This window comes from Sorangium sp. So ce693 (genome assembly GCF_051521375.1).
GTDB lineage: Bacteria > Myxococcota_A > Polyangia > Polyangiales > Polyangiaceae > Sorangium > Sorangium atrum.
The window spans coordinates 3,799,026-3,813,394 of the sequence record NZ_CP150347.1 but is presented as its reverse complement, the minus strand read 5'-3'; the positions used below and the strand labels follow the sequence as shown (position 1 = coordinate 3,813,394).

Genomic DNA, 14,369 nt, shown 5'->3' with positions numbered 1-14,369 from the left:
TGCGATCACGGATGTCGCGAACGGCGCGGCCCGAGGTAAGGAGCAGCGCCAGGGATCGCCCACATTGGCCCCTGCGTCGCCTGGCGGCTGGCTCGACGGAGCGAGCGGGGCCTGGATCGCCCACCGTCCGGGCAGATACCGCGGCCCCGGCGAAAGCGCGGGGCCTCGTCAGGATCCGAAAGCGCTCCCCGGCGCGCCGAGCGCCGCAGACGAAAAGCTCGACGGTTTCCTCTTTACACCTTCGACGCTGGCCGAGAGCCCCTGTAAGCTCCCCCGGAATGGCTTCCGGCGCAGGTATCGAAGGACCGCACGGGCTGGGCGAGAGCACCAGCGCAGAGGGATCGGGCGGCGGTGTTTTGTCCGGGCCCGTGCGACGAACATTGAAGGCAGGCGAGATCCCGAACACGCTGATCGAGTGCACGCACTCGGTCGAGTGCGCGGGCTGTCCGCTCATCGCGGGTGATTACGCGGAGCAGCTCGGCACCAAGCGTGCGCGGGTCGTGTCCGCAGCCGCGCACTACCCATCGCTCGGGCTGGTCCAGACGAGCTCGGTCATCCCGGCCGATCCGATCACCGGCTACCGCGGTCGAGCGAAGCTCATCGTCGCCGCCTCCGGCGCGATCGGGCTGTACGGCCGCACGGGGCATCACGAGGTCGTCGACATCCCGGGCTGCCGGGTCCTCACCCCGGCCCTCGCCGCGGTCACCTCGCGGCTGCGCGAGCTGATCGCGTCGCCGCCGCCGGAGGTCCGGCCGCTGCTCCTCCCGTACGATCCAGCGAGGGGCGGCGTGCTCCGCGCCCTCGATCTGCGCGAGGTCCACCTCGCGCCCGGGACGCCGCTCTTCGCGGAGGTGGGAGCGACGGAGGACAACCCGGCGTTCGTGCTGGTCACGTTCGTCCTGCAGCGCGAGCGCGCGTGCACGCGCGACGAGCTGCGGGAGGCCGGCCGCGCCATCCGCCCGATGCTCCCGCGCGTCATCGGCGTCGCGGCGAACTTCCACGACGCGGAGGCGCCGCAGATCCTCGGGCCGGAGACGACCGTGCTCGACGGCACCGCGCACGCGGAGGACCGGATCGGGCAGACCTACCACATCGCCGCGTTCGGCTCGTTCGTGCAGGCGCACCGCGCGCAGGCCGCGCGCGTGCACGCCCTCCTGCTCCGCGAGATCGCGTCGCTCGAGAACGACGGGCCCGTCATCGAGGGAGAGGCCGCGCTCGGCCCCGCCTCCCGGCGCAAGGAGCCGCCGCGCATCCTCGATCTGTACGGGGGCTCGGGCGCGATCTCGCTCGCCCTCGCGCAGGGCGGTAACCGCGTCCTGATGGTCGAGTCCTTCGCGCCCGCGGCGGCGAACGCTCGCGCCGCGGCCGAGGCCCAGGGCCTGAGCCAGCGCGTGGAGGTGCGCACCGGCGACGTCGCGGAGATCGTCGGCTCCCTCGTCAACAGCTCGGAGAAGTTCGACGGCATCGTGGTGAACCCGCCGCGCCGCGGCGTCTCCCCGACGGCGCGCGAGGCGATCGCGCGCCTCGGCGCGCCGCTGCTCGTCTACGTCTCGTGCGATCCCGACACGCTCGCGCGCGACCTCGATCACTTCTGCCGCCTCGGGTACTCGTCGACGGAGCTCACCCCGCTCGACATGATCCCGCTCACGGAGGAGATCGAGACGATCGCCGCGCTCCGCCGGACGCCCCCGCCCGCGCCGAAGGTCATCTACGACGACGACGGCGTGCTGGTCGTCGAGAAGGGCCCCCACGAGCCGGTGGCGACGCAGCCGGAGTACCTCGGCTCGCTGCTCGCCCGGTGCGCCCGCATCCCGGGCAGCACGACGACGCCCATCATCGTGCACCCGCTGGATCCGGGCACGAGCGGCCTGGTCATGCTCGCGCGGAGCGAGGAGGCGGCCGCGCGCTGGGGCGAGGCGCTCACGAAGACGGGGCGCCTCATCTACCTCGCCGCGGCCAAGGGCGTCACCCCGGGCAAGGGCGCGATCACCCGCGATCTCCGCGAAGGGACGCGCACGTACACGGCGCGCACGCGGTACCGCCGCCTCGCTGTCGCCTCGGGCCACTCGATCCTCCGCGTCATCCCGGACGGCGGGCGCACGCACCAGATCCGGCGGCACCTCGCCGCGATCGGGCACCCGATCCTCGGCGACGAGCGCTACGGCCACGTGCCCACGAACCGGTACTTCGAGGAGAAGCACGGGCTCGATCGCTCGTTCGTGCACCTCGTGCGCATCGAGATCGAGCACCCCCGCACCGGGGTGAAGATGATCATCGAGTCGACGCTGCCCGGGGATCTGCGCTCCGCGCTGGAGCGCTCGACCGGCCCCTCGGTCCTCCGCTTCCTCGAGCAGAAGCACGCCCTCGGCGAGCAGCGCGCCGTGCCCGTCCTGACGACCACGAGCGACGAGCCCGCGCCGAGCAGCAGGATGATCCCGCTGCGCCCCGAGGACGCGGAGTCCGCGCCTCCCCCCTCCATCCGCAGCCCCGGGCCCATCTCGATCCGCGTCCCGGATCTGGACGAGTCGCCCCGGACCATCCGGCACCCCATCATCTCGACCGGCGACGAGGACTGAGCGGCCCGCGCCTCCGCGCGGCCACCCCGGCGAGGCGGGTCCGCTCCTGTGCCCGACCCGCCCACCTTGGGGCGATGCGCTGCGAGCGGATCTGGTAGGCTTACCGGCCGCATGTCCACGTTTCCAGAAGACCGCCCTCGCATCCTCGTCGTGGACGACGAGAAGGTCATCCGCGACATGCTGGCCGACTTCCTCGGCATGGAGGGCTACTACGTCCGCACGGCGGAGGACGGCACCAGCGCGCTGAGCGAGCTCACGAAGGGCCACTACGACCTCGTGATCAGCGACCTCAAGATGCCTCGGATGGGCGGCATCGCGCTGCTGGACGAGATCGGCAAGACGGCGCCGAACGCGCTCACGGTCATCATGACGGGCTTCGGCACCGTCGAGACCGCGATCGACGCGATGAAGCGCGGCGCCTACGACTACGTGCTCAAGCCGTTCAAGCTGGACGAGGTGGTGCACGTCGTCCAGCGCGGGATCGAGAAGCAACGGATGGCCGCCGAGAACATCCGGCTGCGCGAGGCGGTGTCGCTCTACAAGGTGAGCGAGGCCATCGCGGCGAGCCTCTCGCTCGACCAGGTGCTGGAGACCGTCGCCGACAGCTGCCTCCACGAGGTGTGCGGCGACCTCATCTCGACCTGGCTCGACGACGGCGAGGGGGGCTTCTTCGAGCGCCAGCACCTCCGCGGCCCGTCCATCCCGGCGGGCACCGACCTCGGGCGGCTCGACCCGACGCTCGTGATCGAGCACTTTCGCCCCGACGCGCAGCTCCTGGAGCAGGGCATGAAGGGGCTCAGGTTCTTCGCGGCGGATCCGGCGCTCCCGCTCCAGTCGCTCGTCGCCGTGCCGCTCCGCATCCAGAAGCGGCTCATGGGCTTCCTCGCCGTCGCGTCGTTCACGCGGACGAGGCGCTTCGACGAGGGGCAGCGCAAGCTGCTCAGCATCATCGGCTCGCGCGCCGCGGCGGCGATCGAGAACGCGCGCCTCTACCAGGATCTCCAGGCGACGTTCCAGCAGACGATCGAGGGCCTCGCCAAGGCGATCGACAAGATGGACCGCTACACGTCGGGCCACTCGGATCGGGTCGCCGTCTACGCCGTGATGCTGGCGCAGCGGCTCGGCCTCGGCCCGCACGAGATCGAGATCGTCCGGCAGAGCGCGCTCATGCACGACATCGGCAAGATCGGGTGCGTGCTCAACCTGAACAAGCCGGGCAAGCTCACGAACGACGAGTACGAGGTGTTCAAGCGGCACCCCGCCTACGGGCGGGACATCCTCGACCCGATCAAGTTCCTGCACCCGCTCATCCCCGGCGTGCACCTGCACCACGAGCGCTGGGACGGGCGCGGCTACCCGCTCCGGATGCGGGGCAACGAGATCCCGATCATCGCGCGCATCATCTCCGTGGCCGACACGTACGACGCCATGACGAGCGACCGCTCGTACCGACGCGCGCTCCCCCACGAGGTCGCGGTGACCGAGATCGAGCGGTGCTCGGGCTCGCAGTTCGACCCCGAGGTCGCGGCCACCTTCACGACGCACATCGAGGCCTACCGCGAGGAGCGGCGGGCGCGGGGCGACAAGGTCCCGGAGTAGCCATGCCGAACACCTCGCTCCGCGACCTCCTCCAGCCCGCGAAGGGCCAGACGACGACCACCGAGGCGCCCCGGCCGAGGCGAGCGCGCGCCGTGTGGATCGGCCGGCGCCGCTACGCCCCGATCCACGATCTGCAGAAGCAGCTCGTCGAGGCGCGGGCGCAGGGGCGGATGGGCGACACGATCCTGCTCCTCGAGCACGATCCCGTGATCACGCTCGGCCCGCGCGCGAACCCCGAGAACGTGCTCCTCGACGCCCGCGCGCTCGACGAGCGCGACATCGACCTCGTCGCGACGGGGCGCGGGGGCGACGTCACCTACCACGGCCCCGGCCAGCTCGTGTGCTACCCGCTGCTCGATCTCAGGCCGGACCGCTGCGACGTGCGCAGGTACGTGCGCTCGCTCGCGGAGGTGATGATCCTGCTCGCGCGCGAGCACCACGTCGAGGCCGGCGTCGTCGACGGCATGATCGGCGTCTGGGTCGATCGCGCCGCCCCGGAGGCGTGGGGCGGCGCCGAGTGGGCGCGCGAGATCGCGAAGCTCGGCGCCATCGGCGTGCGCCTGTCGCGGTGGCTCACGATGCACGGCTTCGCCTTCAACATCGCGGTGGACCTCAAGGCGTTCGAGCTGATCGTGCCCTGCGGCATCCGAGATCACGGCGTGACGTCGCTCCACCAGCTCACCGGGCGGAAGCTCACCGTCGCCGAGGTCGCCCTCGCCAGCGCGCCGCAGCTCGCCCGCGGGCTCGATCTCGAGGTCGCCTGCGTCGAGGATCTGTCGGCGGTCACGGATCTCGCGGGCGCGCTCCTCACCCCGGAGGTCGGCGCCGCCGAGGGCCGGAGCGCGCCCTAGCCGCGCGCGCCGGCTCGGCGCGCGTCGACATCGCACGTCGCACGGCGCGCGCTCCGCGGGCGACGCCGGCTTCCGGGATGTGGAACACGCCGCGTCGCGGAGGCAGTGTCGCTCGGCCGTGGCGTGGGCTAAAAGCCGTCCCGTGTGCGCGCAGCCCACCCCACGGCCCCGCGAGCGCGACGGGAGCTCCCCCCTCCACCGCGACGCCTCGCCCGCGCGGCCGCCCTGGCGGCGGCCCCTCGCCCTGGCGCTCGCCGCGGCGGCCGTGGCCGTGCCCGCGCTTGCGCTCCTTGGCCCCGTGGCGGCGGTCCTCGTAGGCACGCGCACCGCCGCCGCGTGCCTCGCCTCGATCGAAGCGCCGCGCGGCCCGGCCCTGCCCGACTGCAGGCCCGAGATCCGCTGGTTCGCGCTGCCGTCGCGGCTGCCCTGGACCTACAGGACGGCGAGCGCGCTGGCCGAGGAGCTCGGCGTGCGCGCAGCGGTCGCCGACTACACCGACGCCGCGGTCGGCCGGCCGGATCCCGCGGCGCTCGCCGGCGCGACCGAGGCGGTGGCGACGGCCCAGGCCATGGTCGCCGCCGGGACAGGGCGCATCACCTTCGATGAGCTCGGGCCCGCCTGCGGCGCGCCGAGCCTCGGCCGCGAGGCGGCGAGGCTCGGTGATCGCCGCGCGCTCCTCTCGCAGCCGGACCGCTGGACCGACTGGCACGTGCGGGTGCACACCCTCCGCGCGGCGCTCACCGAGGGCGACCTGCAGCGCGCGCTCGCGATCGCCAAGGGGTACGCGGCGATGGAGCCCCGCGACGAGGATCTGCGCACGACCACCGGCGCGATCCTCTGCCTCGGCGCGAGCGCCGAGGCGAAGCGCGGCGTCGAGCTCCTGACCCTCAACCAGGACGACCGGGCGTCGAGGCGCTACGCCGGCATGGCGCGCAACTGGGGCGAGGTCCGCGCCGTCCTCGTCGCCTGCGCCGCCCGCGCCGGCGTGGAGCCTCCGCCGATGCCAGAAGACCCGGAGGCCGGCGTCGCCGACGCCGTGGAGGTGCGGCTCGCGCAGCGCGCCCGCCTCGCCGCCGCCCGGAAGGACGCCGCCGAGGCGACGCGGCGCGCGACGCGCGCGATCCGCGACCTGCTCGGCGCCTCGGCCACGCTCGATCCCGAGGTCCGCGGCGATCTGCTCGCCGTCGTGCTGGCGGAGGACGAGACGCTCGACGCGGCCGAAGCCGCCGCGCTCGCGCGGCCGGAACCGGAAGACGATGGCGTCGAATCCGCGGCCGGAGAGGCAGGCGCCCAGCGCGCCCCGGCGCGCGCGGAGCCCCGCGCGCCGACGGCGCTGCCTGCGGGCTCGCTGCGCGCGCTCGACTGGCTCCCGGAGCGCGGGCTCGCGAGGCCCGTGATCGCCGGGGCGTTGCGCGCGCGCGCCGCCGCGCGCGCCGCCGAGCTGGCCGCCGCCCCCCAGCTCTCGCCGTCCCAGGCCGACGCGCTGCGCGCCGCCGCGGGAGCGCTCGCGCTGCGCGCCGCCCGCGAGCTCGCGCTCGAAGGCGACGCGCCCCGGGCGGTCGACGTGCTGGATCGCCTTGGCCCGCTCGCCCCGGAGCTCGCGCCGGAGGCGGCCCGCGCGCTCGCGCGATCGAGCGCGTGGGCCCTCGTCGGCGAGCGCGATCGCGCGCTCGATCTCGTCGAGCGCGTCGACCTCTCCGCCGCGCCGCCGGCGCTCCGCGCGGCCGTGCTCCTGCAGCGCGCCGAGCTCCTCGCCTCGCGCGGGCGCCGGCGCGACGCCGCGCGCGCGGCCGTGCTCGCCGACGAGGAGGTCGCCGCTGCGCGCGGCGTCGCGCCGGCGCCCGCCGGCGAAGCGCCGCCTTCCCGCGCGGAGCTCGCCGTCCTCGACGCGCGATCGCGGTGGACCCGGCTCTCCCTCGCCCTCCCTCCGGGCGACGCGCCGCTCCGCCAGGGCAGCCCGCCCGCCCAGCTGCCCGCGGACCACGCCGCCGCCTGGCCGTGGGTCGGCTTCGCGAGCCTCGACGCGCCCTGGGCGCGCGACGGCCAGCCGGCGCTCTCGCGCGCGCTCGCCGCCTGGAGCGCCGCGCGCGACGCGCCACCGCCCACGCGCCGCGCGCTCCGTTACGCCGCCCTCCGCCGGCGCGGCGACGCGCCGCCCGCGCTCGTCCCGTACGCCGCGCTGTCGGCCCAGCTGCTCGGCGACGGCGAGGGCGATCCCGAGGTGTGGCTCGACGCCTTCCTCGCGCTCGACGCCTCGCGCTTCTCGCTCCGGCACCACGCCTTCGCCCGCGCCGAGGCGGCGCGATGGCGCGGCGACGAAGGCAGCGCGGCCGCATGGCAACGCCGGTACGACGCCCTGCGCGCCCTGGCCTCCGACCCGCCCCGCGCCGAGATCGCGCGTTACCTCGGCATCTGACGCCGACCGACGCCGACCGACGCCGACCCGCGCGGCGTGCCGCCAAAAACCTGGAGATCCCGCGGCCGCACACCTGGCGGCGGAGGGCCTTCATTCCTACGCTACGGCCTGGCTCGCGAAGATCTGCTCGCGGGGGAGTCCTCATGTGTCCTCATTGCGGAAAGAACGCGCCCGTCATCCACCGCGGGCTCGCCGCGTACTGCACCGCGTGCGGTCGGGAGCGCCTACCGTTCGCGGGGAAATCGGTCAGCCTGGCGGGGCAGCCGTCCAGGGTGGGCGGCGCCGTCGCCGGCGTGCTCGGCTGGCTGGTCCTCATCGGCGGGACCGCGCTGGCGCTCCTCCTCGGACTGGGCGCGGCCGCGCTGTTTCCGGGGTCGATCGCCGGCCTCGCGATCGGCCTGCCGATCGGGTTCCTCGCCCTCACCCTCGGCCTGCTCCTCCTGCTGGGCGGGCGGAAGCTCTCTCGCTCCGGGGCGAAGGCCTCGCGCGACGCCCAGGTGCAGGCGATCTTCTCGCTCGCGTCGCACCGCCGGCGCCCGCTCACGGCGCAGGAGGTCGGCGTCGCGCTCGACCTGCCGGCCCCGGAGGCGGACGCCCTGCTCACCGAGCTCGCCAAGGAGCGGCCCGGCGACGTCGGCGTCGAGATCGGCGAGCGCGGCGAGATCCTCTACACCTTCCCCGGGATCTCGGGGGCGGCCGCCGTCCGCTTCCCCCAGCCGTCGCTCCGCATCGATCCGGGCGAGGGCGCGGCCGACCCCGCGGCGCGCATCTACGCCGACGAGCTCGAGGACGAGGATGCAGGAGCGTCGCGGGCCCCCCGTCGCCGCGAGCAGCTCCGCTGAACATGTCCTGCGGCGCGCGTGCTAGCCTCGGCCGCGCGCGCCCATCGAGCGCCCGGCGCGCGCCGTCGTCGCCCTCGATCCCATGGTTCGTCGCGGGGGCGCTCCGGGCTGCTCATCGCAACCGACCATGAGATGCTCCCCTGTCGCCCTGCTGACCTCCGCCGCGATCGCGCTCCTCGCGCTCCTGGCCCCCTCGCGGGCCGACGCCTTTGAACGGCAATGGCACGCCGGCGCCAGCGTCGGGTACGCGCTCCTCGCGGACGGCGGGACGTACCCGGGGATCGGCGGCAGCCTGCACCTCGCCTACGGGCTCACGGACGCCTTCAACGCGGTCGCCGAGGTCAACACCGCGTCCCATCCGGGGGGCGATCTCATGCTCCTCGGCGCATCGGCCGGCGCCACGTACGTCATCGATATCCTGCAGTGGGTCCCCTACGTCGGCCTCATGACCGGCGCATACGACAGTGTGCGCCTCGCGCCCTGCGGCTCGTCTGGCCAGCCGGGCTGCCACCGGGGGCAGTTCGGGGTCTCCATCCCGTTCGGCATCGACTACGCGTTCAACCGCGAGTTCGCCGCCGGCTTCGCCGGCAAGTACACGCTGCTCCTCCCTGGCGCGGGCGACGGTCCGGGGAGCTATTTCACGGCGTTCGCCCGCGCGGAGTTCCTCTGGGGATACTAGAGCGGGGGTCAGATTCGTGGGATACGGGCTCAGCCGCCAGGCAGGCGAGTGAGGCGCGCGAAAGTACGCCGCAGCGAGCCGAACGGGGCGGATGAGCCCGTAGCGCACGACGATGCGCCCCGCTCTGGGCCGTGTGCGCCTGGAGAGAAGAGGAGCGGACCGTGGAACAGCTCTGGCAGCGCATTTCCGAGGGCCGGCACACGGCCTTGCTGAACATCGTCCCCGGGGATCCGCCGGCGCGGCTCGGCCTGCGGATCGTGCGCGTGCGCTGCGACGTCCCCGAGATGACGCTCGGGCCGCTGCGCGACGCGCGGACCCAGATCGAGCGCCTCGCCGGCGGGGCGCAGCCGACGGTCGAGCAGGCGCGCAGCCGCGCCGCCGCGGGGCTCCGGCGCCGCCTCCTCGGCGACGTGCACGAGCTGATGGTGGACGCCGAGTTCATCGAGACCGCCAACCGCCTCACGCAGCAGGCCGATCGCGCGTGGGCCATCGTGTTCGACGCGGTCGAGCACGCCGATCCTGCCACGCTCGACGTGCTGCGCCGGGTGGTGTCCCGCCCCGACGCGCTCCGCGTCGCGCTCGTCCTCTCCTTCCGCCTGCACGCGCCGACCGGCCCCGCCGGCGGCCTGGTCGACGCGGTGCGCGCCGCCTGCGGGGCCGACGCGATCCTCCGGCCGGCCGACGGCGCGACCACGCTGACCAGCGCGACCACGCCCCCCCCGCCGCCGCCGCAGGTCGCGGTGCGCGAGCTGCCCGGCGAGGTGCTCCGGGTGCTCCGGGCCGGCGCGATCGTCGGCTCGGGGTTCGAGAGCGAGCTCGTCGCCGCGCTCCTCCGCGTCGACGCGCTCGACGTGCTCGAGGCGCTGCAGCGCGCCGCGGACGCGGGCGTTCCGGTCGAGGACCGCGGCGACGGGCGCTTCCATCTCCCGCCGGAGACCGTCGAGGCGCTCCGCGGCTCGATCCTCCCGTCGCTCGCCCGCGTGTGGCACCGGCGGCTCGCGACGCTGCTCAGCGAGGAGCGGACCGAGCTGGACGCCCTGGCCGCGCGCGAGCCGCGCGCTGCGTCGAGCGCCGTCGCGGCCGATCACCAGGCGAGCCACGCCGCGGCGGCGCAAGCCCACGCCGCGGCGGCGCAAGCCCACGCCGCGCCGCCGACCCAGAGCGCGGCCATCCTCGCGTCGGCCGTCGAGCGGCACGTCATCGGCGGAGCGAACCTTGGCGTGCCTCGCGGCGACGACCCGACCACGAGGGCCGCCGCCGCGCAGACGAAGGCCGGGGCGCCGCTCTCGACCGCGCCGCCGTCCGCGTCGTTGCCCGCCATGGCGACGCCGCGCACGATGGCCGCCGCGCCCCCGCCGGCAGGCCCCTCGCCGGCGCCGGCAGCACCGGCGGCCGCTTTGCCCGGCGCGCCCATCGCCGGCGGGCCGACCCCCGAGGCCGGCGGCGCGGCGACCGCCGACGAGCGGGAGAAGACCGCAGACCCCACGCTCTCGGGGGCGCGCGGCGGGGTGCCGCGGGCGGCCGAGACGCTGAGGCCGCCGCCAGCCATGGCCTACATGGGCGGTGGATCCACGAGCAACTCGCGCCGCGCGCCGCCGCGCGTCACCCAGGACGGGCCCGCGCCGATGGCCCCCGCCGGGCCCGGCAATCCCGCGTGGCCCTACGCCGATCTGTTCCACCGCGGCCCCGAGAGCCGCCGCGTCTCGGAGCCGCCCGAGTCCATCCTGTTCGACGCCCCGCCCGACTCGCTCGACGCGCCCATCCCGGGGCCGATGCGGGTGCCCCGCGATCTCGCGTCCATCGGCGGCGCCTTCCTGGACGAGCCGAGCCGCTCGGCCCGCGGGGCCTCGCTGCGCGTCCCGGCCGCGCTGTCCGAGCGAGCGTCTTCTGGATCCCGCCACTCCTTCTCCTGGCCGGCGCCGGCCGACTCCGTCGCCGGGCGCGCGGCCGAGTCCCTGCGCGCCGCGGCGCCGCTCGGCGTGTCCATGTACCCGGCGCCCGCGGCGCCCGATCGCGCCGAGGCAGCGAGCGCGGCGGCGCACGGCGCCGGGCGCCACCTCCACGACGTGCGCGCGGCGGCGCACCTGACCGAGGCGGGTGAGCACGAGGAAGCGGCGCAGCGCTACTGCGCGGCCGCGGTCGAGGCGGCGGCCATGGGAGCGTACGCCCAGGCGCTGAGCTACGCGCGGAAGGCGCTCTCGCTGCTCGACGGCATGCCGGCCACGCCCGCGCGCCGCCGGCTCCGCATCGGCGCGCTCTCGGGCATCGCCCGGGCGCAGTGGCAAGCCGCCGGCCCGGACCCCGCCAGCACGCTCTCGGGCGCGCTCGAGGTGCTCGACGCCGCGCGCGCGCTCCTCGCGCAGGGCGACCCGCCGGAGCTGCACGCCGAGGTCGCCGCGCTCATCGCGGGCGTCTGTTACGACATGGGCGACGCGCGCTCGCTGGAGCGCGCGCTGGAGGAGCTCGCGATCGCGAGCCGCCTGCTGCTCGACGCCGGGGACGCGCTCGGCGCGGCCCGGCTGCTCAACGATCAGGCGGCGGTCCACGTGCGCATGGGCGATCCCGTCCGCGCGACGCACCTCCTGATCGAGGCGCGCCGGACCTTCGAGGAGCGGGCCCGGGTCGATCCATCGGCGCGCGTCGAGCTCGCCGAGACCGACCACCTCTTCGCGCGGATCCCGCTCCACGTCCCCGCCCGCCCCGGGCGCGAGTCCGACGCGCTGTCGATGGGCCTCGACCACGCGCTCGCCGCGGAGCGCGCCTACAAGCAGCTCGGCGACACCCGGGAGCTCGCCCGGGTGTGGGAGACGATCGGCCGGCTGGAGCTCCGCAACGGCCGCCTCGACCGCGCGACGCAGCGCCTGACCGCGGCGATCGAGGCCGAGGAGGCGCACGGCGACCTCCTCGGCCTGGCCCGCTCGACGGCCGCGCTCGCGGAGGTGCTCTCGGCGAAGGGGCTGCACCGGGAGGCGCTGGCGGTGCTGGCCGAGTCGATGGTGATGAACCTCGAGAAGGGCTCGCCGCTCGGGCTCGCGTACAACCGCCGCGCCCTGAACGCGCTCGTCCCGAACATCTCGCTCCAGGGCGAGGAAGCCGAGGAGCTGAGGAAGCTCGCGGCGCAGCTGGCGGCGGCGGAGGCGGCCCTCGGCCGCGCGAAGCTCCCCGGCGAGCCCGACTGAGGCGGGCCCGCACCGCGCCGCCTTTGACCTTGCCCGCGCCGCGCCGCCTTTGACCTTGCCCGCGCCGCCTTTGACCTTGCCGGCGTATGCCCGCTCCGGCGAAATGCGCCGCATGTCGTCCTCCTCGGCGCCGCGCGGGCGCCACGGCGCCGCGCGGCGCTCCTTGCTCGGCTTGCTCGGCCCCCTCGCCCTCTCGGCGGCGTGCGCGCCGGTCCCGCCGGGGCCGCCGGCGGCTGCGCCCCGGCCTGCCGCGTCCGCGCCGCCGGCGCCGCCTTCGCCCGCCGGACCGCCGCGGCCTGCGCCCGCGCCGGAGCGGCCCGGGTACGAGGGGCACGGCGCGGCGAGCGTCTCTCCGGAGATCCTGGCTCGCTACGCGCCGCCTCCGCTCCCGGACGACGTCGCGCGCCGCATCCAGGCCATGCTCGACGTGCGCGCTCCTTCCGGGGGCGTCCTCGGGCCGGACGGCAAGGCGCTTTACTTCACCTGGACCATCACGGGGACGAGGCAGGTCTTCCGGCTCGACGGGCCGCAGCGCTTCCCGCTGCAGCTCACGGGCGGCGAGGATCCGACCGTGGTCGAGGCCGTCACGCCGGACGGCACGCGCCTCGTCCTCTCGCGTGACCGCAAGGGCGAGGAGAACCCAGGGCTCTACCTGCAGGACGCGAAGGGCGGCCCGCTCGTCGCCATCCAGCACGCGCCCGGCGTGCAGACGCAGCTCCAGTTCGTCTCCGACGATGGGCGGCACGTTTACTATCGGGCCAACGACGTCAAGAAGGACGCGTACGTCATCTACCGGTACGACATCGCGTCGAGGCAGCGAGAGGTCGTGTTCGATCGCGAGGGCATCTGGCGCGCCGTGGACGCCGCGGGCGACGGCCGCCTGCTGCTCGCGAAGGACGTGGGCTCCAACATGAGCGAGCTCTTCGAGTGGGCGCCCGGCGCGAAGGCCGCTCCGGGCGCCGACGCGCTGACTCCCCTCTTCGGGCAGGGCGAGCGCGAGGACTACGAGGCCAAGTACGGCGCCGCGCCCGGCGAGGTCCTCGTGCTCACGCCGCGCCTCGGGGAGCACCGCCGGCTCTACAGCTGGAAGGCGGGGAAGCTCACGCCGATCTCGCCGGAGATCCCGTTCGACGTCAGCGCGTTCTCCATCGATCGGGCGAGGAAGAGGATCCTCTACACGGTGAACGAGCGCGGCTACACGCGGCTCCGCGCGCTCGACGCGAGGTCGCACCGCGAGATCAAGCTGCCCGCGCTCCCGGCGGCGGATCACGTGACCCCGGTCTCGACGACGCGGGACGGCCGGTTCACGACGCTGCTCCTGGAGACCTCGACGTCGCCGGCGACGGCGCATGTCCTCGACTGGACGACTGGCAAGCTTTCGCAGTGGCACGCTCCGAGCATGCCCGAGATGGCGCCGGGCGCGTTCTCGGCGACAACGCTGGAGTCCTATCCGGCGCGCGACGGCGCGCAGATCCCGATGTTCGTGCGCCGCCCTGCGCGGTGCGAGCGGCCGTGTCCTGTGATCGTCCATTTCCACGGCGGCCCGGAGGCCCAGACGAGGGCTGGGTTCAGCGCGCGGGCGCAGCTCTTCGTGGACGCGGGGTTCGTGTTCGTCGAGCCGAACGTCCGCGGGAGCGACGGTTACGGCAAGACATGGCTGCACGCCGACGACGGCGCGAAGCGGCTCGACGTCATCACGGACATCGAGGACGCCGCGAAGTTCGTCAAGGCGAGCTTCGGCCACGAGGGCCGGCCGCCGAGGGTCGGCATCTTCGGCGGCAGCTACGGCGGCTATTCCGCGCTGATCGGCATGACCATGTTCGCCGGCGCCTACGACGCGGGCGCCGCCGTCGTCGGCATGAGCAACCTCGTGACGTTCCTCCAGAACACGGCGCCTTACCGGCGAATCCTCCGGATCTCCGAGTACGGCGATCCCGAGAAGGATCGGGACGCGTTGCTCAAGCTCTCGCCGATCACGTACCTCGATCGGGTGAAGGCGCCTCTGCTGATCGTGCAGGGAGCGTCGGATCCGCGGGTCCCTGCGGGCGAGTCGGTGCAGATCCAGCAGGCGCTGGAGGCAAGGAAGATCCCGTCCGAGCTCATCCTGTTCGCCGACGAGGGGCACGGCGCGCAGAAGCGGGACAACCAGGTTCTCCAGTACGGGCACCTCGTGAGGTTCTTCCGGGCGCACCTGGGGGGCGGGGGCGGTACGTAGGAGCGTGTTCCG

At 74.8% G+C, this 14,369-nt stretch carries 8 protein-coding genes; all 8 read left to right on the top strand.

Translation table 11 applies throughout. The features are described 5' to 3' along the window. Window positions 1-368 precede the first annotated feature (368 nt). The 8 genes from WMF14_RS14555 (at window position 369) to WMF14_RS14520 (ending at window position 14,357) form a co-directional block, all read left to right on the top strand. Window positions 369-2,576, top strand: coding sequence for a pseudouridine synthase (locus tag WMF14_RS14555; protein ID WP_272103448.1), 2,208 nt, complete (start codon window positions 369-371; stop codon window positions 2,574-2,576). 111 nt (window positions 2,577-2,687) lie between these two features. Further along, window positions 2,688-4,175, top strand: coding sequence for an HD domain-containing phosphohydrolase (locus WMF14_RS14550; RefSeq protein ID WP_437801526.1), 1,488 nt, complete (start codon window positions 2,688-2,690; stop codon window positions 4,173-4,175). A 2-nt stretch (window positions 4,176-4,177) separates the two neighbouring features. Continuing rightward, complete coding sequence (lipB, locus tag WMF14_RS14545; RefSeq protein ID WP_437801525.1) at window positions 4,178-5,026, top strand: lipoyl(octanoyl) transferase LipB; 849 nt, start codon at window positions 4,178-4,180, stop codon at window positions 5,024-5,026. Between the two features lie 142 nt (window positions 5,027-5,168). Further along, window positions 5,169-7,442: a hypothetical protein gene (locus WMF14_RS14540; RefSeq protein ID WP_437801524.1), complete on the top strand. Its 2,274-nt coding sequence runs from the start codon at window positions 5,169-5,171 to the stop codon at window positions 7,440-7,442. Between the two features lie 143 nt (window positions 7,443-7,585). Continuing rightward, on the top strand, window positions 7,586-8,284 hold the full coding sequence (locus WMF14_RS14535) for a hypothetical protein (RefSeq protein WP_437329243.1): 699 nt from the start codon (window positions 7,586-7,588) through the stop codon (window positions 8,282-8,284). Between the two features lie 127 nt (window positions 8,285-8,411). Then, window positions 8,412-8,963, top strand: coding sequence for a hypothetical protein (locus tag WMF14_RS14530; protein WP_272103438.1), 552 nt, complete (start codon window positions 8,412-8,414; stop codon window positions 8,961-8,963). A gap of 161 nt (window positions 8,964-9,124) precedes the next feature. Beyond that, window positions 9,125-12,142: a hypothetical protein gene (locus WMF14_RS14525; protein WP_437801523.1), complete on the top strand. Its 3,018-nt coding sequence runs from the start codon at window positions 9,125-9,127 to the stop codon at window positions 12,140-12,142. A 112-nt stretch (window positions 12,143-12,254) separates the two neighbouring features. Further along, a complete protein-coding gene (locus WMF14_RS14520; protein ID WP_437801522.1) occupies window positions 12,255-14,357 on the top strand; it encodes a S9 family peptidase in 2,103 nt (700 codons plus the stop codon). The last annotated feature ends 12 nt before the right edge of the window (window positions 14,358-14,369 follow it).

Bases quoted from the DNA above. Each gene is read 5' to 3' on its own strand.
- WMF14_RS14550 (WP_437801526.1), top strand. From the start codon at position 2,688: ATGTCCACGTTTCCAGAAGACCGCCCTCGCATCCTCGTCGTGGACGAC.
- lipB (WP_437801525.1), top strand. From the start codon at position 4,178: ATGCCGAACACCTCGCTCCGCGACCTCCTCCAGCCCGCGAAGGGCCAG.
- WMF14_RS14535 (WP_437329243.1), top strand. From the start codon at position 7,586: ATGTGTCCTCATTGCGGAAAGAACGCGCCCGTCATCCACCGCGGGCTC.
- WMF14_RS14530 (WP_272103438.1), top strand. From the start codon at position 8,412: ATGAGATGCTCCCCTGTCGCCCTGCTGACCTCCGCCGCGATCGCGCTC.
- WMF14_RS14520 (WP_437801522.1), top strand. From the start codon at position 12,255: ATGTCGTCCTCCTCGGCGCCGCGCGGGCGCCACGGCGCCGCGCGGCGC.